Source organism: Streptomyces sp. JJ38, from assembly GCF_019303475.1.
Taxonomy (GTDB): Bacteria; Actinomycetota; Actinomycetes; order Streptomycetales; family Streptomycetaceae; genus Streptomyces.
The window spans coordinates 1-22273 of sequence record NZ_JABLSI010000056.1 but is presented as its reverse complement, the minus strand read 5'-3'; the positions used below and the strand labels follow the sequence as shown (position 1 = coordinate 22273).

General features: G+C 72.7%; 13 protein-coding genes and 1 pseudogene. 9 read left to right on the top strand and 5 right to left on the bottom strand.

All coding sequences use genetic code 11. The features are described from left to right. Window position 1 precedes the first annotated feature (1 nt). The 5 genes from mtrB (at window position 2) to HPT28_RS23280 (ending at window position 6718) form a co-directional block, all read left to right on the top strand. Entirely contained in the window at window positions 2-1885 is a 1884-nt protein-coding gene (mtrB, locus tag HPT28_RS23300; RefSeq protein WP_219093229.1) for an MtrAB system histidine kinase MtrB, read from the top strand. Then, entirely contained in the window at window positions 1875-3710 is a 1836-nt protein-coding gene (locus HPT28_RS23295) for an LpqB family beta-propeller domain-containing protein (protein ID WP_219093227.1), read from the top strand. Before mtrB ends, HPT28_RS23295 begins: the two co-directional genes overlap by 11 nt. A 230-nt stretch (window positions 3711-3940) precedes the next feature. Continuing rightward, the gene (locus HPT28_RS23290) at window positions 3941-4666 is read left to right on the top strand and encodes a ComF family protein (RefSeq protein WP_219093244.1); all 726 of its coding nucleotides are present in this window, start codon (window positions 3941-3943) and stop codon (window positions 4664-4666) included. 399 nt (window positions 4667-5065) lie between these two features. Next, a complete protein-coding gene (hpf, locus tag HPT28_RS23285; protein ID WP_219093225.1) occupies window positions 5066-5761 on the top strand; it encodes a ribosome hibernation-promoting factor, HPF/YfiA family in 696 nt (231 codons plus the stop codon). 207 nt (window positions 5762-5968) lie between these two features. After that, window positions 5969-6718, top strand: coding sequence for a response regulator transcription factor (locus HPT28_RS23280; RefSeq protein ID WP_219093223.1), 750 nt, complete (start codon window positions 5969-5971; stop codon window positions 6716-6718). 100 nt (window positions 6719-6818) lie between these two features. Here HPT28_RS23280 and HPT28_RS23275 read toward each other — a convergent pair whose 3' ends face one another. Together HPT28_RS23275 and HPT28_RS23270 are read right to left on the bottom strand one after the other, a co-directional pair. Further along, window positions 6819-7991, bottom strand: coding sequence for a winged helix-turn-helix domain-containing protein (locus tag HPT28_RS23275; protein ID WP_219093220.1), 1173 nt, complete (start codon window positions 7989-7991; stop codon window positions 6819-6821). Window positions 7992-8080: 89 nt separating this feature from the next. Beyond that, window positions 8081-8671: a GNAT family N-acetyltransferase gene (locus tag HPT28_RS23270; protein WP_219093217.1), complete on the bottom strand. Its 591-nt coding sequence runs from the start codon at window positions 8669-8671 to the stop codon at window positions 8081-8083. A gap of 198 nt (window positions 8672-8869) precedes the next feature. On the opposite strand from HPT28_RS23270, the gene secA reads away from it, so the two are divergent. Next, a complete protein-coding gene (gene secA, locus HPT28_RS23265) occupies window positions 8870-11695 on the top strand; it encodes a preprotein translocase subunit SecA (protein WP_219093215.1) in 2826 nt (941 codons plus the stop codon). A 94-nt stretch (window positions 11696-11789) separates the two neighbouring features. On the opposite strand, the gene HPT28_RS23260 is transcribed toward secA, so the two are convergent. Continuing rightward, window positions 11790-12215: an Rv3235 family protein gene (locus HPT28_RS23260; RefSeq protein WP_219093213.1), complete on the bottom strand. Its 426-nt coding sequence runs from the start codon at window positions 12213-12215 to the stop codon at window positions 11790-11792. A gap of 277 nt (window positions 12216-12492) precedes the next feature. On the opposite strand from HPT28_RS23260, the gene HPT28_RS23255 reads away from it, so the two are divergent. The 3 genes from HPT28_RS23255 (at window position 12493) to HPT28_RS23245 (ending at window position 19078) form a co-directional block, all read left to right on the top strand. Next, window positions 12493-13011 carry a hypothetical protein gene (locus HPT28_RS23255; protein WP_219093211.1) on the top strand — a complete coding sequence of 173 codons (519 nt, stop codon included), beginning with the start codon at window positions 12493-12495 and terminating at the stop codon, window positions 13009-13011. 96 nt (window positions 13012-13107) lie between these two features. Beyond that, window positions 13108-13773: an HAD family hydrolase gene (locus HPT28_RS23250; protein ID WP_219093209.1), complete on the top strand. Its 666-nt coding sequence runs from the start codon at window positions 13108-13110 to the stop codon at window positions 13771-13773. Window positions 13774-14101: 328 nt separating this feature from the next. After that, a complete protein-coding gene (locus HPT28_RS23245; RefSeq protein WP_219093207.1) occupies window positions 14102-19078 on the top strand; it encodes an NAD-glutamate dehydrogenase in 4977 nt (1658 codons plus the stop codon). A 137-nt stretch (window positions 19079-19215) separates the two neighbouring features. Here HPT28_RS23245 and HPT28_RS23240 read toward each other — a convergent pair whose 3' ends face one another. After that, window positions 19216-21393 (bottom strand): CDP-glycerol glycerophosphotransferase family protein, encoded by a 2178-nt coding sequence (locus tag HPT28_RS23240; RefSeq protein ID WP_219093205.1) that lies wholly within the window; start codon window positions 21391-21393, stop codon window positions 19216-19218. 242 nt (window positions 21394-21635) lie between these two features. Next, window positions 21636-22273 (bottom strand): annotated as a pseudogene (locus tag HPT28_RS23235) (cell division protein FtsK); the annotation flags it as partial.

Here is a 22273-nt window from a genome sequence, read left to right as displayed (position 1 = left end):
GATGACCGGGAACGGTGCCGTTCCGCCGGAGCCGAAGGCGGGACGGTCCTCGGGCGGCCGGGGCGGCGTGTTCGCGCCGGTCCGCCGCGCGGGGCAGCTCTTTCCGGACGGGCTGATCGCCGAGGGCAGTACCGGTAGCCGCGCGCATCCGCTGTTCCGCATATTCGTGCGCTGGGTGCGGCGTCCGCTGCTGCCCGCGCTGCGGCTGTGGCGGCGCAACATCCAGCTGCGGGTCGTCGCGGCGACGCTGTTGCTGTCCCTCGCGGTCGTGGGCGTGCTGGGCGTCGTGGTGTTCGGCCAGGTGCGCAACGGTCTGCTGGAGGCCAAGCACCAGGCCGCACAGAGCCAGGCGGCGGGCGGTTTCGCGGTGGCCAGGGAACTGGCCGACAACGCGGCGGCCGCCGGCGGTTCGGACGCCGAGAGCGGGCGCAACGTCCTGAACGCGGGGGCGTGGCTGACCCAGCTCGTGCAGCAGCTGGCCAGCGGTGGTCAGGGCGTGTACTCGGTGGTCGCGCTCAGCTCCGACGACGCGACGCTGCCGTTCAGCGCCGGTGAGAACAACACGCGGGGGCCGCGGGCGTCCGGGGAGGTCAGGCCCGAGGAGTCGGTGGGGAAGGAAATGCGCCGGGCCCTGGACGCGAGCCCCGACACGTACATGAAGTACGGCGAGATCGTCCGCACGAACGGGGAGACGCAGCCCGCGCTGATCATCGGCAAGCGGCTGAACGACGTCAACGGCAATCCGTACCAGCTCTACTACCTCTTCCCGTTCACTCCGGAGGAGCAGTCGCTGACGCTCGTCCGGGGCACGCTGACGACGGCCGGTATCTTCCTCGTCGTGCTGCTGGGCGCCATCGCGTGGCTGGTCGTCAGGCAGGTCGTGACGCCGGTGCGGATGGCCGCCGGGATCTCCGAGCGCCTGGCCGCGGGCCGGCTCCAGGAGCGGATGAAGGTCACCGGGGAGGACGACATCGCCCGGCTCGGCGAGTCCTTCAACAAGATGGCCCAGAACCTGCAGGTGAAGATCCAGCAGCTGGAGGAGCTGTCGCGGATGCAGCGGCGCTTCGTCTCCGACGTCTCGCACGAGCTGCGCACCCCGCTCACGACGGTCCGGATGGCCGCCGACGTCATCCATGAGGCCAAGGACGACTTCGATCCGGTCACGGCACGCTCCGCGGAGCTGCTGATCGGCCAGCTCGACCGCTTCGAGTCGCTGCTCGCCGAGCTGCTGGAGATCAGCCGCTTCGACGCCGGGGCGGCGGCGCTGGAAGCGGCGCCGGCCGACCTGCGCGAGGTGGTGACCCGGGTGATCGAGGGCGCCGAGCCGCTGGCGAACGCCAAGGGAAGCCGGATGGTGGTGATCGGCGCCGAGCAGCCGGTCGTCGCCGAGGCCGACACCCGCCGGGTGGAGCGGGTGCTGCGCAACCTCGTGGTCAACGCGATAGAACACGGCGAGGGCCGGGACGTGATCATCCGCCTCGCCGAGGGCGAGGGCGCGGTGGCGATCGCGGTGCGGGACTACGGCGTGGGGCTGAAACCAGGGGAGGCGCAGCGCGTGTTCAACCGCTTCTGGCGGGCCGACCCGGCCCGCGCCCGTACCACGGGTGGCACCGGGCTCGGCCTGTCCATAGCCGTCGAGGACGCCCGGTTGCACGGCGGCTGGCTGCAGGCGTGGGGCGAGCCGGGTGGCGGTTCGCAGTTCCGGCTGACGCTGCCTCGCGCCGCCGGGGAGGTCCTGCGTGGCTCGCCGATCCCGCTGGAGCCCGCGGACTCCCGCCGCCGCTCGGCGGGTCCGCCGCCGCCCGCGCCGGTGGCGGAGGCCGATCGTCCCGCGTTGCCGGCCGGGGCCCCACGACGTCCGGAGGGCGGCCACCATGAGAGCTGAGCGGAGCGCCGTGGCCCTGCTCGCCGTGGGGGCCCTGCTGCTCACCGGCTGTGCGTCCATGCCCTCCAGCGGCGACGTGCGGAAGATCGAGGGCAGCCAGCGCTCGGACGGCGAGGCCCAGGTGCGGGTCTTCGGCGTACCGCCCCAGGACGGCGAGCGGCCCGCGCAGATCGTCCGGGGCTTCCTGGAGGCGACCACCAGCGACGAGGCCGACTACGAGACGGCCCGCGAGTACCTGACGAAGGAGACGGCCGAGAGCTGGGACCCGTCGGCGAACACCGTCGTCATCTCCGGCGGCCCGGAGGTACCGCCCGGCGGAGTCCTGCCTGACGTCGAGGAGAGCGGTTTCACCGTCGAGGTCACCGGCTCCCGCATCGCCGAGGTGGACGGGAAGCACGCCTACACCCCCGCAGAGGGCCCCTACCTGGGCCTGTTCCACCTCAGCCAGGAGGACGGGGAGTGGCGGATCGACAAGCTCCCGGACGGCCTGGTGCTCGGTGAGGCCGACTTCCAGCGCATCTACCGCTCCGTGAACACCTACTACTACGCCGGCCTCGGGCCGGAGGCCGGGGACGTGCCCCAGGGCAAGAACGTGCTCGTCGCCGACCCCGTCTACGTGCGGCGCCGCATCGACCCGGTGACGGAGACGGTGCGCGCGCTGCTGAGCGGACCCACGGACTGGCTGCGGCCCGTCGCCACCTCCGCCTATCCGACGGGCGTGCGGCTCGCCGCGGGGGAGCGGCAACTCGCGCTCGACGACTCCGGCGAGCTGCGGGTGACCCTGACCAGCGGCGCCGAGGGCCAGGCCCTGCGGGTCGAGCGCAAGCAGTGCGAGCGGATGGCGGCCCAGCTCCTGCACACCGTCGACCACCAGTCGTCGACTCGCGTCAAACGGGTGGTCCTGGAGAACGAGCGCGGGGACCTCCTGTGCGGCCTCCGCAGCCAGGAGGCGCAGCGGTACGCGCCGGGCGCGCTCAACGGGCGTGCGGCGATGCAGTACTACCTGGACGAGAACAGCCGGCTGGTCGCGCTCGGCGACGAACAGCGCACCGGCGTCCCCGTCGACGGTCCCTTCGGCACCGGTCAGCTGGCGATGCGGCACGTGGCGGTGAGCCGCGGCGAGACGAGGGCCGCGGGGGTGTCGCTGGACGGTTCGAGCCTGTACGTCGGGCCGCTGCACGCGTCGGAGCCCTTCGGTAAGCCGGTGCTGACGAGCGCGGGGCTCCCCAAGGACGGGACGGCCGGGCTGACGGCGCCGAGCTGGGACGGTCTGGGGGACCTGTGGGTCGCCGACCGGGACCCGAAGAAGCCCCGGCTGCTGCGGATCCCCGACGGCCGCGGGACGCCCGAACGGGTGGACGTGCCCGCCCTCGGAAAGGGGCGCATCGAGGCGCTGCGGGTGGCCGCGGACGGCATCCGCATCGTCCTGTTGGTCCGGGAGGGCGAGGCCGTCACGCTGATGCTCGGCCGGGTCGAACGGGAGAACGACGAGGCGGGGCGGTCCCGGGCGACGGTCACCGGCCTGCGCAACGTCGCGCCGCAGCTGGAGAACGTGGCGGCCGCTTCCTGGGCCGGCGGGAGTCGGCTCGTGGTCGTCGGCAAGGAGTCCGGGGGCGTGCAGCAGGTGCGGGTGATGTCCACCGACGGCTCGCCCGGGACGCCCGCCAAGCTGCCGAACGTCAACGAGATCGAGGGCATCGCCGCTTCGGAGGACGAGGACAAGCCGCTCCTGGCCGACTCGGCCGAGGGGATCGTCCGGCTCCCGCGCGACGGCGACTGGCAGGAGGTCACCGAACACGGCTCCGCGCCCGTCTATCCGGGTTGACGCTCCGTTACGAAACCCTTCCCCGTCTGACGGCGATCGGCTACTCTCTGTAGTCATCTCCGGTGTTCTTCGCTGAAGGGGGCGGAATGAGTGACTGCTTGCCGACGGGACACGCGGCGGGACGTGCGGCGGGGTGGGCGGCAGGGCGAGTGGCCGGACGTGTCGTGCGGGGTGCGCGCCGGCCCGCGTCGTGGGACGCCTGGCGGGGCTGGTGGCAGGAGCTGGCCGACATGCTGCTCTCCGCCGAGTGCGCCGGATGCGGGGCCGCGCGGACGGGCCTGTGCGCGCGGTGTGGCCGGGCTCCGGGCGCGGGGCCGGTGCACGGCTGGCGTCCCACGGGAGCCGAGCCGTACCCGCCGTGGCTTCCTCCGGTGTACGCGGCCGGTCCCTATGCGGACGAGGTGCGCGCGCTTCTGCTCGCGCACAAGGAACGCGGAGCCCTGCGGCTCGCCCGGCCGCTCGGTGCGGCCCTGGCGGGGGCGGTCCGGGCGCTGCTCTCCGCCGGAGGGGCGGTGGGCGCCCCGGCGCTGCTGGTGCCGGTGCCGTCAGCCCGGCGGGCCGTCGCCGCCCGCGGACACGACCCGGTGCACCGCCTGGCCCGGGTCGCCGCGGCCGAGCTGCGCCGGGGCGGTGTCTCGGCCAGGGTGTGCGCCGTCCTGCGGCCGCGCCGCGCCGTGGTCGACCAGGCGGGGCTGAGCCCGGAGCAGCGGCGACACAACGTCGACGGGGCGCTCCGCGTACCCGCCGCGGCCGCCGGGCTCCTCGGGGCGGGCCCGCTCGTCCTCGTGGACGACCTTGTGACGACCGGAGCCACGCTGGCCGAGGCGGCGCGTGCTCTCACGGCGGTGGGCGGCAGGGTCGTGGGCGCCGCGGTCGTGGCGGACGCGCCCCTCCCGGCGCCCCGGGGCCCCTGTGAGCGCCCGTGCGGGGAATCGGTGGGAGGTCCCGACGCATGACCGGGACGCCGTCTGGGCAGGGAATGCGCTACCGGCGCCACCGGGGCGCCGGGGGAACACAGCAGAGAACAGCAAGAGGACAGCTCATGAGGGGTACGCATCGGTAGGGGGTGCCGACTGTCCCGCACTCGGGGTACGTTCGGTAGAGAGGAAGCCGGGGCTCCGACCTCGGTTTCCCTCGAAACGGAGTCGTGTGGCGATGCCACACCCAGCCGGTCCTCACCGGTCGCCTCTCTTCGCGAGTGGGTGGCGATCTTCCCGATGGGGGAGAAGGAGGTGGAAGTCGCAACCCGACGTAGCGCCGGAGGGTGACCGGTCAGCCCCGGAACCGTCCGGCCTCAGTGCACAAAGGACGTGCCGCGTCGCACGTGACGTGGCAGTCCGGGAACGGAGTTCTGCGTGGACATCGTCGTCAAGGGCCGTAAGACACAGGTACCCGAGCGGTTCCGCAAGCACGTGACCGAGAAGCTGAACATCGAGAAGGTTCAGAAGCTCGACGCCAAAGTGACCCGCTTGGACGTTGAGGTGTCCAAGGAGCACAACCCTCGTCAGGCCGACCGTTCCGACCGCGTGGAGATCACTCTCCGGCACCGCGGCCCGGTCATTCGGGCCGAGGCGGCGGCGACCGACCCCTACGCGGCACTCGACCTGGCGGCGGAGAAGCTGGAAGAGCGACTGCGGCGCCGGCACGACCGGCGCACCTCCCGACGAGGTGCCGCCCGAATTCCGGCCGCCGAGGTCCCCACACGGGTGCCCGGCGTCGCCACCCTCAACGGCAACGGCGAGCTGGGTGCTTTCGAGGCCGACGTCGAGGCGGCCCCGTCCACGAAGAAGGTGGGCCCGCTGGAGGTTCAGGGCGAAGGTCCCCTGATCTGCCGGGAGAAGACCCACAACGCTGCGCCGATGACCCTCGACCAGGCGCTGTACGAGATGGAGTTGGTGGGGCACGACTTCTATCTCTTCATCGACTCCGACACCAAGCTGCCGAGCGTGGTCTACCGGCGGCACGCGTATGACTACGGGGTCATCCATCTGAATCCGGACCCCTTCGCCGAGGAGATCCCGCCGGGCGCGGGTGGTTCTCTCGGCGGCTGAGCCGCCTGCGGCGATGATGGGCGCCGCCCGCGTCCTCGGGAGGGCGTACGTGTCCTCCCGGGGGCGCGGTGGCGTGCGATGCGGTCGGCTGCCGGTTCGGCTGCCCCGCGGCGTCGCGGGCCCCGGATAGCATGAGCCTCACCGCCAACCGGCCAGGTGCCCAGCCCGGTTGGCGCCGACCGGGCATGGGCAGCAGGGGGAGGAACGATGGCGGACAGCTTCGGGCCCACGATGCCCCTCGGTGGGCAGGCCGGCACCATGGCCACCGCCGAGGAGGCCGGGCGGCGTGGGGGGTGTGAGCCGGTCCGTGTACTCGTCGTCGACGATCACGAGCTCTTCCGCCGAGGGCTGGAAATCGTGCTCCAGACGGAGGAGGACATCCAGGTCGTCGGCGAGGCCGGAGACGGGGCCGAGGCCGTGGAGAAGGCGGCCGATCTGCTGCCCGACATCGTCCTGATGGACGTGCGCATGCCCCGGCGCGGAGGCATCGAGGCCTGCACGGCCATCAAGGAGGTCGTCCCCAGCGCGAAGATCGTGATGCTGACGATCAGTGACGAGGAGGCCGACCTCTACGACGCGATCAAGGCGGGTGCCACGGGCTATCTGCTGAAGGAGATCTCCACCGACGAGGTCTGCGCCGCCATCCGGGCCGTCGCGGACGGCCAGTCGCAGATCAGCCCCTCCATGGCCGCCAAGCTGCTGACCGAGTTCAAGTCGATGATCCAGCGCACCGACGAGAGCAAGCTCGTACCGGCTCCCCGGCTCACGGACCGCGAGCTGGAGGTCCTCAAGCTCGTGGCTACCGGGATGAACAACCGGGACATCGCGAAAGAGCTGTACATCAGCGAGAACACCGTGAAGAACCACGTGCGCAACATCCTGGAGAAGCTCCAACTGCACTCCAGGATGGAGGCCGTCGTCTACGCGATGCGGGAGAAGATCCTCGAGATCCGCTGAGCCCGGGCCTGCCCGCCCGGGAGTCGCGGGCTCAGCGGATCTCGGCCAGGCCCTTTCCACCACTCGCGTCGCGGCCCCGGCGGGAAGTGTCAGACGGGACCTAGGCGCGCAACTCCGCCGTGAGCGCCGCCGCCAGCGCGCCGTCGTCGCAGCGCTCGATCCGTATGTCCTCGCAGCCCACCCAACTCGCCGCCTCCCGCAGAGCGCCGGCCATGGGAGCCACCGCGCCCCGGGACTCCATCGAGACCTGGCGGGCCACCAGCGTCCGCCCCTCGCGGGCCGGGTCGACGCGGCCCACGAGCCTGCCTCCCGCCAGCAGCGGCATCGCGAAGTAGCCGTGCACCCGCTTCGGCCTGGGCACGTAGGCCTCCAGGCGGTGGGTGAAGTCGAAGATCCGCTCCGTGCGCGGGCGGTCCCAGATCAGGGAGTCGAAGGGGGAGAGCAGCGTGGTGCGGTGCCGCCCGCGCGGGGGCCGGTCGAGGGCCGCCGGGTCGGCCCAGGCGGGCTTGCCCCAGCCCTCGACCTCGACCGGAACCAGCGGGGTGTCGCCGATCACGGCGTCGACCTGGGCGCCGCGCAGCCGGTGGTAGTCGGCGAGATCGGCCCGCGTGGCCACCCCGAGGGCGGCTCCCGCCTGGGTGACCAGGCGGCGCAGGCACTCCTCGTCCGTCAGGTCGTCGTGGAACAGCTCGCCCGGCACGGCCCGCTCGGCCAGGTCGTAGACGCGCTTCCAGCCGCGCCGTTCGGTGCAGACGACCTCGCCCACGTCAAGCAGCCACTCGACGGCGATCTTGGTGTCCGACCAGTCCCACCACAGGCCGCCGTTCTTCGCCCCGCCCAGTGCGGAGGCGGTCAGCGGGCCGTCCGCCGTGAGCCGGTCCCGCACCCGGGCGCAGGCGGCGTCCCGTTCCGCCAGCCGGTGCCAGCGGTGGCCGGCCGCCCGCCGTGCCCGCCGCCGGAAGGCGAAGCACGGCCACTCCTCGACGGGCAGGATGCAGGCGGCGTGCGACCAGTACTCGAAGGCGTGCCCCTCGGACCAGTAGGCCTCCTCCACCGCCGAGCGGTCCACGGCGCCGAGCCGTGCGTAGGGGATCAGCTCGTGCGAGCGGGCCAGTACCGAGATCGTGTCGAGCTGTACCGCGCCGAGCTTGCGCAGGACGCCGCGCACCCCCGCCCGGCGGTCGGGCGCGCCGAGAAAGCCCTGGGCGCGAAGGGCGATGCGCCGTGCGTCGTCGGCGGAGAGGGCGAGCTGGGGAGCGGGCGCTGGCGTCATGCCCACACCGTAGGCCGGGCCACTGACAACGCAGCCCGGCGCGGCAGGGGTTCGGGACTCCGGGCCGGCCCGGCGCGGGGTGCGCCGGTTCAGGCCGGAGGCGGCGTGGCCGTGTAGGGCGTCGGGCTCGTCCTGCCCCAGTCGGCGGGCAGCAGTGAGGCGGACCAGTCGTCCCGGCGCTCACCCCGGTGGACGGTCCGGGCCCGGTGGACGCCCTCCATCACGAAGCCGACGCGCAGCGCCACAGCCCGGGACGCCTCGTTGCCCACGTGGGCGTACCACTCCAGCCGCTCGGCGCCCAGCGAGGTGAAGGCCCAGTCGACGACGGCCCGGGCGGCCTCCACGGTGTAGCCCTGTCCGCGCTGCTCCGGGGCCGTCCAGTAGCCAAGCTCGGCCGTGCGGTCCTCGGTGTGCAGCCGTGCGGCGCGCACCAGCCCCATGGAGCCGACCAGGGCGCCCGCGCGCGTGAACACCCCGAACGTGTAGACCGTGCCGTCCCGCCACCCGGCCGGGCAGACGTTCAGGAGGAAGTCCTCGGCGTGCCGGCGCTCGTACGGCTGCGGCACCTGCGTCCAGCGCGGGATCTCCGGGTCCTGGCAGGCGGCGTGGACGGGCTCCACGTCACGCGGGGCGAAGGGACGCAGGAGCAGGCGCTCGGTGGTGAGGGTGACGGGTTGCATGTCCGCATTCTGCCGTTGGCCCACTCAGGCCGCGCGGCTGACCGCGAACGGCACCTTCGGAGGGCCCGGCACGTTGGGGGTACAGGGGCACGCGCCCCTCGCATACGATGGCCGGTGCGGTACAGCCCTCGGCAGGGAGAGGGAACAGCCAAGCATCGCACCACCGTGCCAGGCCTACCGGCAAGGAGACCATCCCCAGTGTCCGTCTTCAACAAGCTCATGCGTGCAGGCGAAGGCAAGATCCTGCGCAAGCTGCACCGCATCGCGGACCAGGTGAATTCCATCGAAGAGGACTTCCTCGACCTCTCCGACGCCGAGCTGCGGGCCCTGACCGACGAGTACAAGGAGCGGTACGCGGACGGCGAGTCCCTGGACGACCTGCTGCCCGAGGCCTTCGCGACGGTCCGTGAGGCCGCGAAGCGCGTCCTCGGCCAGCGCCACTACGACGTCCAGATCATGGGCGGCGCGGCGCTGCACCTCGGGTACGTGGCGGAGATGAAGACGGGTGAGGGCAAGACGCTCGTCGGTACCCTGCCCGCCTATCTCAACGCCCTGTCCGGGGACGGTGTGCACCTCATCACCGTCAACGACTACCTGGCCCAGCGCGACTCCGAGCAGATGGGACGCGTCCACAAGTTCCTCGGTCTGGACGTCGGCTGCATCGTCGCCAACATGACCCCGGCGCAGCGGCGGGCCCAGTACGCCTGCGACATCACCTACGGCACGAACAACGAGTTCGGCTTCGACTACCTGCGCGACAACATGGCGTGGTCGCAGGAGGAGCTCGTCCAGCGCGGCCACAACTTCGCCATCGTCGACGAGGTGGACTCGATCCTCGTCGACGAGGCCCGCACCCCGCTGATCATCTCCGGCCCCGCCGACTCGGCCACCAAGTGGTACGCCGACTTCGCGAAGCTCGCCAAGCGGCTGGAGAAGGGCGAGCCCGCCGACGTCCGGCTGCAGAAGCCGGAGACGGGCGACTACGACATCGACGAGAAGAAGCGCACCGTCGGTATCCACGAGCAGGGCGTGGCCCGCGTCGAGGACTGGCTCGGCATCGACAACCTGTACGAGTCCGTGAACACCCCGCTCGTCGGTTATCTCAACAACGCCATCAAGGCCAAGGAGCTGTACAAGAAGGACAAGGACTACGTCGTCATGGACGGCGAAGTCATGATCGTCGACGAGCACACGGGCCGTATCCTCGCCGGTCGCCGCTACAACGAGGGCATGCACCAGGCGATCGAGGCGAAGGAGGGGGTGGAGATCAAGGACGAGAACCAGACGCTCGCCACGATCACCCTCCAGAACTTCTTCCGCCTCTACAACAAGCTCTCCGGCATGACCGGTACGGCGATGACCGAGGCCGCCGAGTTCCACCAGATCTACAAGCTCGGCGTGGTGCCGATCCCCACCAACAAGCCGATGATCCGCAAGGACCAGGCGGACCTGATCTACCGCACCGAGGTCGCCAAGTTCGACGCGGTGGTGGAGGACATCGTCGAGAAGCACGCGAAGGGGCAGCCGATCCTCGTCGGCACGACCTCGGTGGAGAAGTCCGAGTACCTCTCGCAGCAGCTCACGAAGCGCGGTGTGAAGCACCAGGTGCTGAACGCGAAGAACCACGAGCGGGAGGCTCACATCGTGGCCGAGGCGGGCCGTCAGGGCGCCGTCACCGTGGCCACGAACATGGCGGGCCGTGGTACCGACATCCAGCTCGGGGGCAGTCCGGAGGCCATCGCGGAAGGCGAGCTGCGCGCCAAGGGCTACGACCCGGAGGAGCACATCGAGGAGTGGGCCGCCGCGCTCCCCGCCGCCCTGGAGCGGGCGGAGGAGGCCGTGAAGGCGGAGCACGACGAGGTGAAGCGGCTCGGCGGTCTCTACGTGCTGGGTACCGAGCGGCACGAGTCGCGCCGTATCGACAACCAGCTGCGCGGCCGCAGTGGTCGCCAGGGAGACCCGGGTGAGTCCCGCTTCTACCTCTCGCTGGGCGACGACCTGATGCGGCTGTTCAAGGCCCAGATGGTCGAACGCGTGATGGCCATGGCGAACGTCCCCGACGACGTGCCGATCGAGAACAAGATGGTCACCCGTGCCATCGCCTCCGCCCAGTCCCAGGTCGAGCAGCAGAACTTCGAGATCCGTAAGAACGTCCTCAAGTACGACGAGGTGCTCAACCGGCAGCGCGAGGTCATCTACGGAGAGCGCCGCCGCGTCCTGAAGGGCGAGGACCTGCACGAGCAGGTGCGGCACTTCATGGACGACACGATCGAGGCATACGTCCAGGCCGAGACGGTCGAGGGCTTCGCCGAGGAGTGGGACCTCGACCGGCTGTGGGGCGCGTTCAAGCAGCTCTACCCGGTCTCCGTGACGGTGGCCGAGCTGGAGGACGAGGTGGGGGACCGCGAGGGCCTGACCGCCGAGTTCCTGATCGAGGCCGTCAAGGAGGACATCCACGCGCAGTACGACGAGCGGGAGAAGGAGCTCGGCTCGGAGATCATGCGCGAGCTGGAGCGCCGCGTCGTGCTGTCCGTGCTGGACCGCAAGTGGCGCGAGCACCTCTACGAGATGGACTACCTGCAGGAGGGCATCGGGCTGCGGGCCATGGCCCAGAAGGACCCGCTGGTCGAGTACCAGCGGGAGGGCTACGACATGTTCCAGGCCATGATGGACGGCATCAAGGAGGAGTCCGTCGGCTATCTGTTCAACCTGGAGGTGCAGGTCGAGCGGCAGGTCGAGGAGGTCCCGGTGCAGGAGCGGCCGGCGGCGGCCCGGGAGGAGGCCCCGAAGGAGGCCGTCCCGGCGGGCGCCCGTCCGGCGATCCGCGCCAAGGGCCTGGAGGCTCCGCAGCGGCCGGACCGGCTGCACTTCACCGCTCCCAAGGTGGACGGCGAAGGCGGCGTCGTCGAGGGCGACTTCGCGGTGGAGGACGCCGAGCCGGGGACGCGCTCCGCGGGTGACGGCATGACGCGGGCCGAGCGCCGCAAGGCGCAGAAGAGCGGGGGCCGCCGCCGCAAGAAGTGAGGGCAGCCCCGCCGCGGCAGGCGGAGGGGCGGACCGGGGCCGGGCGCGGAGAGCGCGTCCGGCCCCGTCGTCATGCCGGCCGGCGGCGAAGGGGTCAGGCCCGGCAGTCGACGTCGAGCTCCACGGCGGAGCACCGCCAGCGGCGGGCGGGGGTGCGTTCCAGCCGGAAGGCGAGGGCCCGGGTGCGGTCCCCCGTGCGGACGCGGGCGAAGGCCTCCAGGGCGCCCTGGCTGGGGGTGGAGGCTCCGACCTGGAGGAGCACCGGCCCGTGGGCCGGTGCTCCGGTGGCGAGCGGGGCCCGTGGCGCGAGGCGGACGAGGTCGTCGTAGGCGGCTCCGGTGACATGGCCCAGGAGGCTGTGTACGGGACGCCTGCCGCTGAGTACGAGCAGCAGACGATGTGCGAACCAGTAGTGCGGGAGCCGGTCGCGGGCGCTGCGGCGCGGAGCGGCGAGGGTGGACCGTGCGGGGCGGCGGCTGTCGCGGCGGCCCGGCGGGCGGACGGTGTGGGCGGTGGTCATGGTGTTTCCCCGTGTGTGCAGGTTGACGGGCACGTTGCTACTGGCCAGTAGCTTTCTCGTCGCTCTTTGTATCCGTGGCGTCACCATGTGGCAAGCGCGGGTTGCGGGCGTGCTCGCCGCGGCGGCCCGTCACCCGTTCCGGGGCCGGGGCGGCGCCCTTTGACCTGCTACGGGGCTGACCTGCGCGGGGAGCGTGTGCGCCGGGCCGGGGTCGCGCCCCGGTGGCCGTATCCTGACGGACAGCCCGTACGACGGCCTCACACGAAAGCGGCAGTTCATGCGCCTCTACGTCCCCCTGACCCTGCCCCGGCTGGCGCTGGCGCACCGGCAGGGCGAGCTCGGCCCCGCCCCGCTGACGGCCTTCGCGGTCACTCCGGCGCTGCGCGCGTGGTACGTCTCCGACGACTTGGAGGAGCTGGAGTACGCCGCGCTCGGCCAGGCGGCGCTGGGCTCACTGCGATTGCTCGCCGACGAGCCGGACGCGCCCCGGCGCCGGGTGGTGCTGGCGGCGGACGTCGCCGACCGCGCGGTGTCCTGGGACGACGAGGGCGCAGGCGAGGGTGCCGACGAGGGGGCCGGAGCGCTCGGCCGGGTACGGATGGCGGCCGCGATCCCGCTGTCGAGGGTGGCGGCCCTGCACGTGGACGCCGGGGACGCGACGGCGGATGTCGGCGCGGCCGCGCGGGCGCTCCCGGCGGCGGACGCCGGGGACGAGGACGCGCGCCTCACGGTGGAGGGCGCCGACGGCCACGAGCTGCTCTGGTACGCGACGCAGGAGCTGGACCAGCTGCTGTGACAGCCGCGCGTCGCTGACCGCGTCCGACGCGGCGGCGGTGCGGGTGCGGTCGCCCGGACTCCCCGCCTGTCGGCGCTGCCGGGTACGGTCGGGAGCATGCGTGGAGACACCATTCACATCGTGTGGGACTGGAACGGCACGCTCCTGCACGACATCGACGCGGTGATCGAGGCGACGAACCTCGCCTTCGCCGAGGTCGGCATGGAGCCGATCACGCTGGAGCGCTACCGCGAGCTGTACACCGTGCCGGTGCCGCGCTTCTACGAGAAGCTCACGGGCCGGGTCCCCTCGGAGGAGGAGTTCGCCCACCTGAACGAGCTGTTCCACCGCCACTACTTCGACCGCGTGGACACGGTGACGCTGACGCTCGGCGCCGCCGAGCTGCTGGCCGCCCGGCAGGCCGCCGGAGGCACGCAGTCGCTGTGCTCCCTGGCCCCGCACGACCACCTCGTGCCGCTCGTGCGCAAACACGGCATCGAGGGGCACTTCACCCGGGTGGACGGCCTGGCCACTCCCCTGGCGGGGCACGGCAAGGCACGGCACATGGCCGGGCACCTGCGCTCGCTGACGGACGTGGAGCCGTCCCGCACCGTCGTCATAGGTGACGCTCTCGACGACGCGCTGGCCGCCCGGCACGTCGGCGCGCGGGCGGTGCTGTACACCGGCGGCTCGCACAGCCGGGCCAGCCTGGAGGGGGCCGGGGTTCCGGTGGTGGACACGCTGGCCGACGCGGTCGACGCGGCCGAGCGCCTCGCCCGTTGACACGCGCCCACGCCGCCTGCTCTCCGTCTCTGTCCAGAACGTCAAAGTTCGGGTCCTGCTTTTGTACACATACGGCCCATGACGCCGCCCCGGTCCGGAGCGATAGCCTTACCTACGTGATCAGCGCGATATCCGTGCCCGGGGACGCAGGCGATGGCGCCCTCCCCGCCTTCCGCCACCGTCGGCGCGAGGCAGCACCGCTCGCTGGTCGAGTTTTCCGGCATACCGTCGAACTGGAACGGCCCGTGAGGGTCTCGGCGTCATGCCCTGTAACAGCGGAATCCCCCATCTGACGTCACGCAACGGCGCGCGACAGGAGCCAGAGGACATGCAGACCAAGCTGGACGAAGCCAAGGCCGATCTGCTCGGGCGAGCCGCCCAGGCCGCCGAAGGCAGCCCCACCGGGAGCCTCCCGGCGCAGGGGCTCGAACCGGAGGCCCTGGAGGCGTATCTCCAGCGCTACTACCTGCACACGGCGCCCGAGGACCTCGACGACCGCGAGCCGGTCGACGTCCTGGGCGCCGCTCTCTCGCACCACCGGCTCGCCCAGCAGCGTCCGCAGGGCACGGCGAACGTCCGCGTCTACACGCCCAGCGTCGAGGAGAACGGCTGGACCTGCACGCACACGGTCGTGGAGGTCGTCACCGACGACATGCCCTTCCTGGTCGACTCGGTCACCAACGAGCTGACCCGCGAGGGCCGGGGCATCCACGTCGTGATCCACCCGCAGGTCATCGTCCGCCGGGACGTCACCGGCAAGCTGCTGGAGGTGCTGGACGCCGGGCGGGACCCGCTCTCCCAGCGGCCGAGCACCCACACACCGGAACAGCTGCCGCCGGACGCCGTCACCGAGTCCTGGATCCACGTCGAGATCGACCGGGAGACGGACGCGACCGACCTGCAGCAGATCACCCTCGACCTGCGCCGCGTCCTGTCCGATGTGCGCGAGGCCGTGGAGGACTGGCACAAGATGCGCGGCGCGGCCCTGGCCATCGCCGACGGGCTGCCGCAGGAGCCCACGAACGACCTCTCGGACGAGGAGATCGGCGAGGCCCAGGCGCTGCTGCGCTGGCTCGCGGACGACCGGTTCACCTTCCTCGGCTACCGCGAGTACGAGCTGGAGCAGGTCAGCGGCGAGTCCGGGGAGCCGGAGGACGCGCTCAGGTCCGTGCCCGGCACCGGCCTCGGCATCCTGCGCGCGGACCCCACGCACACCACCGACGACGACGGGCACCCCGTCTCGTCGTCCTTCAGCCGGCTCACCCCCGACGCACGCGCCAAGGCGCACGAGCGCAGGCTGCTCGTCCTGACCAAGGCCAACAGCCGCGCCACCGTGCACCGCTCCTCGTACCTCGACTACGTCGGCGTGAAGAAGTTCGACGCCGAGGGCAACGTCGTCGGTGAACGCCGCTTCCTCGGCCTCTTCGCCGCCTCCGCCTTCGTGGAGTCCGTCCGGCAGATCCCCGTCATCCGCCGCAAGGTCGAGGCCGTCCTCTCGCACGCGGGCTTCACGCCCGACAGCCACGACGGCCGGGACCTCCTCCAGATCCTGGAGACCTACCCGCGCGACGAGCTGTTCCAGATTCCCGAGGACGAGCTGCGCTCGATCGCCATCTCCGTCCTCTACCTCCAGGAGCGGCGCAGGCTGCGGCTGTTCCTGCGCCAGGACGAGTACGGGCGCTACTACTCGGCACTCGTCTACCTCCCGCGCGACCGCTACACCACGGGCGTGCGGCTGCGCCTCATCGACATCCTCACCGAGGAGCTGGGCGGCACCAGCGTCGACTTCACCGCGTGGAACACCGAGTCGGTGCTCTCGCGGCTGCACTTCGTCATCCGGGTCGAGCCGGGCACCGGGCTCGGCCGCCTCACCGACGCCGACGCCGACCGGATCGAGGCCCGGCTCGCCGAGGCCGCCCGCTCCTGGGCGGACGGCTTCGCGGAGGCGCTCGTGGCCGAGTGCGGTGAGGAGCGGGCCGCCGAGCTGAACCGTCGCTTCGGCACCCTCGGCGGCAATACCTTCCCCGAGGGCTACAAGGCCGACTTCCCGCCCCGCGCCGCCGTCGCCGACCTCCAGCACCTGGCCCAGCTCGACGAGACGGGCGAGGACTTCGCCCTGAGCCTGTACGAGCCCGTGGGCGCCGCGGCGGGGGAGCGCCGGTTCAAGATCTACCGCACCGGCGAGCCGGTTTCCCTCTCCGCCGTTCTGCCCATCCTCCAGGCGATGGGCGTCGAGGTGGTGGACGAGCGGCCGTACGAGCTGCGCACGGCGGACGGCAACCGGGCGTGGATCTACGACTTCGGGCTGCGGCTGCCGGAGACGAGCGTCGAGGGGCTGGGCGAGGACGCGCGCCGCCGCTTCCAGGAGACCTTCGCCGCCGTCTGGCGCGGCGAGGCCGAGAACGACGGCATCAACGCCCTCGTGCTCGCCGCCGGGCTGACCTGGCGGCAGGCCATGGTGCTGCGCGCCTACGCCCGCTACCTGTGGCAGGCCGGCGCCAAGTTCGGCCAGGCCACGATGGAGGAGACGCTCCGGCGCAACGTCCACACCACCCGGCTGCTGGTGAGCCTGTTCGAGGCCCGGCTGGCCCCGGAGCGGCAGCACGCGGGCCGGGAGCTCGTCGACGGGCTGCTGGAGGAGCTGGACGGCGCGCTGGACCAGGTGGCCAACCTGGACGAGGACCGCATGCTGCGTTCCTTCCTCACCGTCACCAAGGCCACCCTGCGCACCAACTACTTCCAGCACACCGACGACGGCGGGCTGCACGGATACGTGTCGATGAAGCTGGACCCGCAGATGATCCCGGATCTGCCGGCACCGCGGCCGTCGTACGAGATCTGGGTCTACTCGCCGCGGGTCGAGGGCGTGCACCTGCGCTTCGGCAAGGTGGCCCGTGGCGGCCTGCGCTGGTCCGACCGCAAGGAGGACTTCCGCACCGAGATCCTCGGGCTGGTCAAGGCGCAGGAGGTCAAGAACACGGTCATCGTCCCGGTGGGCGCGAAGGGCGGGTTCGTCGGCAAGCGGCTGCCCGACCCGGCGCAGGACCGGGACGCCTGGCTGGCGGAGGGCATCGCCTGCTACCGCACGTTCATCTCCGGCATGCTCGACATCACCGACAACCTGGTGAACGGGGCCGTGCTGCCGCCCAGGGAGGTCGTCCGGCACGACGAGGACGACACCTACCTCGTCGTCGCCGCCGACAAGGGCACCGCGACGTTCTCGGACATCGCCAACGAGGTGGCCGTCTCCTACGGCTTCTGGCTGGGCGACGCCTTCGCCTCGGGCGGCTCGGCCGGGTACGACCACAAGGGCATGGGCATCACCGCGCGCGGCGCCTGGGAGTCCGTCAAGCGGCACTTCCGGGAGCTGGGCCACGACACCCAGACGCAGGACTTCACCGTCGTCGGCGTCGGCGACATGTCCGGTGACGTCTTCGGCAACGGGATGCTGCTGAGCGAGCACATCCGGCTCGTGGCCGCCTTCGACCACCGGCACATCTTCGTCGACCCCGACCCGGACGCCGCCACGTCCTACGCCGAGCGCCGCCGCCTCTTCGAGCTTCAGCGCTCCTCCTGGGCCGACTACGACGCCGAGAAGATCTCCGCGGGCGGCGGCGTCTTCCCGCGCACGGCCAAGTCCATCCCCGTCTCGCCGCAGATGCGCGAGGCCCTCGGCCTGGAGACGACGGCGAACAGGCTCACGCCCCCGGAGCTGATGCGGGCCATCCTCCAGGCGCCGGTGGACCTGCTGTGGAACGGTGGCATCGGCACCTACGTGAAGTCCTCCGCCGAGAGCCACCAGGACGTCGGCGACAAGGCCAACGACGCCATCCGGGTGGACGGCAGCGAGGTGCGCGCCCAGGTCGTGGGCGAGGGCGGCAACCTCGGTCTCACCCAGCTCGGCCGCATCGAGTACGCGATGTGCGGCGGCAAGGTCAACAACGACGCGATCGACAACTGCGCGGGCGTGGACACCTCGGACCACGAGGTCAACATCAAGATCCTGCTGAACGCCTTGGTGGGCAACGGGGACATGACCGTCAAGCAGCGCAACGCGCTGCTGGCCGAGATGACCGACGAGGTCGGCGAGATCGTCCTGCGCACCAACTACGCGCAGAACGTCGCCCTGGCCAGCGCGCTGGAGACGGCGCCCGGCATGCTCCAGGCGCACGCGCGGTTCCTGCGTGCCCTGACCCGGTCCGGCCGGCTCGACCGGTCGCTGGAGTTCCTGCCCTCGGACCGGCAGATCAGGGAGCGGCAGGCCAGCGGCCAAGGCCTGACCCAGCCCGAGCTGGCCGTGCTGCTGGCCTACGCCAAGATCACCACCACCGAGGCGCTGACCGACACCGGCCTGCCGGACGACCCGTACCTGCGGGACCTGGCCCACCAGTACTTCCCGCGTCCGCTGCGCGAGCGGTTCCCCGAGGAGATCGACCACCACGCGCTGCGCCGTCAGATCGTCACCACGATGCTGGCCAACGACACGGTGAACACGGGCGGCTCCACGTTGCTGCACCGGCTGCGCGAGGAGACCGGGGCCACGACCGAGGAGATCGTGCGCGCCCACACCGCCGCCCGGGCGATCTTCGACATGGCCATGGTGTGGGACGAGGTCGAGACGCTGGACAACGAGGTGGCGGCCGAGACGCAGACCCGCATCCGGCTGCACAGCCGCCGCCTCGTCGAGCGCGCGACCCGCTGGCTGCTGGGCAACCGGCCGCAGCCGCTGCTGCTCGCCGAGACGGTGGAGGTCTTCAGCGAGCGCGTGGAGGCCGTCTGGGCGCAGCTCCCCGCCCTCCTCAAGGGCGAGGACCTCGCCTGGTTCGAGGCGATCCACGAGGAGCTGGAGGCCGCCGGGGTGCCGACGGACCTGGCCCGCCGCGTCGCCGGGTTCTCCTCGGTCTTCCCGGCCCTGGACATCGTGGCCGTCGCCGACCGCACCGGGCGGGACCTCATGGACGTCGCCGAGGTCTACTACGACCTCGCCGACCGGCTGAACATCACCCAGCTCCAGGACCGCGTCAGCGAGCTGCCGCGGGCCGACCGCTGGCAGTCGATGGCGCGGGCCGCCATCCGCGAGGACCTCTACGCCGCGCACCAGCTCCTGACCGCCGACGTGCTCGCCGCAGGGGACGCCTCGGCCACGCCGGAGCAGCGCTTCAAGGCGTGGGAGGAGAAGAACGCGGCGGTCCTGGGCCGCGCCCGGGCGACGCTGGAGGAGATCCAGACCTCCGAGACGTTCGACCTGGCGAACCTGTCCGTGGCGATGCGGACGATGCGCACCCTCCTGCGCAGCAACCGCTAGCTCCTCGGCCCTGCGCGAGGGCGCAGGGCCGGCGGGCGCACCCCCGGCGCCGGGTTCGGCCCGTGCCGGGGGTCCGCGCCGGTACGTCGCTGCCTGAGGGGGCGCTGTGGCCGGTCGCGCCCCCGCGGGGGCGCGGGTCAGACGCTTGACCGGGCGGAGCGCAGGCTCTCCGCCGGGCGGACGACGCGGGGTGCGGCGGCCGGCGCGGGCGCGGGCCTGCGCTGCTCCAGCGGGACGACGGGGGCGAGCCCGGCCCCGTCCAGGAAGACGGCCCGCACGACGCGCTCGGCGGCGTGACCGTCGTCGTAGGGGCAGAAGCGGGCGCGGAACGCCGCGCGCAGCTCCGCTCCCGCCGCCGAGCGCCAGCCGCCGCCGTGGAAGAGCCGCACGAGGGCGGGCAGGTCCCGCACGACCGGGCCGGGCGGCGCGCTCGTCAGGTCGAAGTACGTGCCCTGCGTCGCCCGGTACGTCTCCCAGTCGTCGGCGTGGATGACGATGGGCCGGTCGAGGTTGGCGAAGTCGAACATCAGCGGCGCGTAGTCGGTGACGAGCGCGTCGGCGGCCAGGCACAGCCGGGCGGCCGACCGGTGCGTGCCGCTGGGCGCGCTGCCGTCGAGGATGACGTACCCGGGCCCGAGGGCGTGGGCGAGCCGGGCGAGGTCCAGCCGCGGCGGACGCCCCTGCAGGTAGGGGCGTTCGGCGGGGGCGTAGAGGACGGCGACGACGCCCGGGGGCACGCCCAGCTCCGCGCGGATGCGTGCGACGTCGTCCGCGGTGGCCTGGTGGAGCACGTCGTTGCGCGGGGCGCCGTACTCCAGCGTCGTGTACCGGCCGGGGTAGGCCCGTTCCCGGGCGAGCGTGGCGTGCCGGTTCGCGGAGAGGCTGTAGTCCCAGTCGTCGATGCGGGCGAGGAGCTCGGTGAAGTCGGTACCGAGGCCGGCGAGCGGCGGGGCCCCCAGATCCAGGCCCTCGCGGCCCAGCGGGGTGCCGCGGTGCGTCTGGACGACCGTCTGCCCCGGACGCTTGCGCGGTCTCGGCTCGATGTCCCCGCTGGTCACCAGGAACGCGGCGCGGGCCAGGGCGCGCAGGTGGGCGGCGGAGCCGGGCTGGAGGCGGCGGACGCCCCGGGGCAGGCCGGCCGCCTGGTCGGCCGTCGCGACCCAGGTCGTGCGCAGCCCTGGGATCAGCCTGCGGGCGGCGGCCTCCAGCGCCGCCGGGTCGCCGGCGTAGCCGCCCTCGCCCGGTGCCGTGAAGACGGCGAGCCCGGGATCGAGGCGGCGGCGTGCCTGGACGCGGTAGTACGCGCGGACGAGCGTGCCGTGTACGGCGCGGGCGGCGGACCGCAGACGTCGCCGGAGCCCGCCGGCGGCCCAGGCGAGCCGGAAGGTGCGCCGGGCGCCGAGCCGGAGCAGTAGGTGCCGGAAGCCGGTGCGCCCGGCGGCGTCCCGGTGGCGGGCGCACTGCTTGCCGCTGCGCCGGAAGAACTCGGAGCGGCTGGTGCGGGGCAGCCGGCCGGGGGCGAGGATCAGGGAGGTGAGGTGGTCGCTCATCCGGCGGTAGAGCACGGGGCGCCACCGGGCGAGGTGCCGGTGTTCGCCGAGGAAGGCGAAGACGCGGTCGTACTGGGCGAAGACGTCGAAGTGGCGGCGCGGAGCCTCCGCCAGCAGTCCGCCGTTGCGGCGCCGGCGGTGCTGGACGCAGACGCGGTCGAGGACGGTGACGGCCTCGGCGGTCAGCAGGGTGCGCCAGGTGAAGGGGACGCCTTCGTAGGCTCCGGACGGGAAGCGCAGCTGGTGGCGGAGGAGGAACTCCCGGCGGTAGGCCTTGTTCCAGGCCACGGCGGGGAGCCGGAGGAGGGCGGGGCGGTCCTGGGCCCGGAAGACCTGGGGGTCGCGCTGGCCCAGGAGTCCGGAGGAGCCGCCGCGGTCCACGCGGCCGTACCAGAAGGTCCGTTCGTGGTCGAAGACGAGGACGTCCGGTTCGGCGGTGTCCTCCAGCCGGTCGGCGATCGCCTGGAGGGCGCCGGGGGCGAGCGCGTCGTCGCTGTCCAGGAAGAGCACGTAGCCGCCCCGGGCGTGCAGCACGCCGGCGTTTCTGGCCGGGCCCGGCCCGCCCGGTTCCTCCAGGCGCAGGACCGTCACCCTCCGGTCGGAGGCCGCCGCGTCGGCGAACAGCCCGCCGCAGGCGTCGGCCGAGCCGTCGTCCACCGCGATGAGCTCGAAGTCGGTGAAGGACTGGGTGAGTACGGATTCCAGGCACTCGGGCAGGTAGGCGTGCGCCTGGTGGGCGGGAACGATGATGCTGAAGCGGGGCACGGCACACATCCCAGGGGTGGGCGCGATCATGGGGCCGGTCTGTTAAGCCGATAATGCGCGGCGTGCATGCGGAGGCTGGCCATTTGGGCCACCGCCCCGCGTTTCCCACCCGACCGGCCCACCCCGGTTCGGCTCTCCGGGCGTCTTCCGGGCGCCCCTCACGGCGCCCGGTATCACTCCGGCGGTGCAGCGCCACCCACCCCGGGCGGTGGGCACCCGTCACTCCGGGGGCGGTCCCCCCGTCACCCCGGTGGTGGTATGCGTGCCGCGCCGGACTCCGCCGCGGCGCGCTCGATCGCACTGGCCAGCAGCGCCAGGTCCGTCGGCCCGTTGCCCAGCTCGCGGACCGGCCGCCGGGTGGGGGGATCGCCCGCGCGGGCCCAGTCCAGTGGCTGCACGGTGGGACGCTGGGTGGCCGTCCGGGGAATGCGCGCCGTGACGCGGCTGGCCTGGAACGGCGTCGAGGCACCGTCGGGCAGGTGCAGCACCCCGCGCCCCGGCGGGCAGTCCGCCTCCGGCCCTCCGCCCAGTGCGACCCGCAACGCCGAGCCCTGGTCGGCGACGGTGTGCGCCGTGCGGTCCGGACGGCCCGTCGCACACACCAGGTGGACCCCGAGCCGCAGCCCCTCGCGGGCCACCGCTTCGAGCGCGCGCACCACGGAACCGGCGGCGGGCCGCCCCGGATTGCCCAGGGCCGGAGCCACCAGGGCGTCCAGATCGTCCACCAGGACCACGAGCCGGGACAGCGGCGCCGCGGCCCTCGCGTCCGCCGCGGCGCGGGGGCGCAGCCGCAGCGTGCCCCGGTCCGCGTCCGGAGCGCCCGCGGCGGCCTCCGCACCGACCGGGACGCCCGCTGCCCCGCCGGCCGTGACCCCGCCGG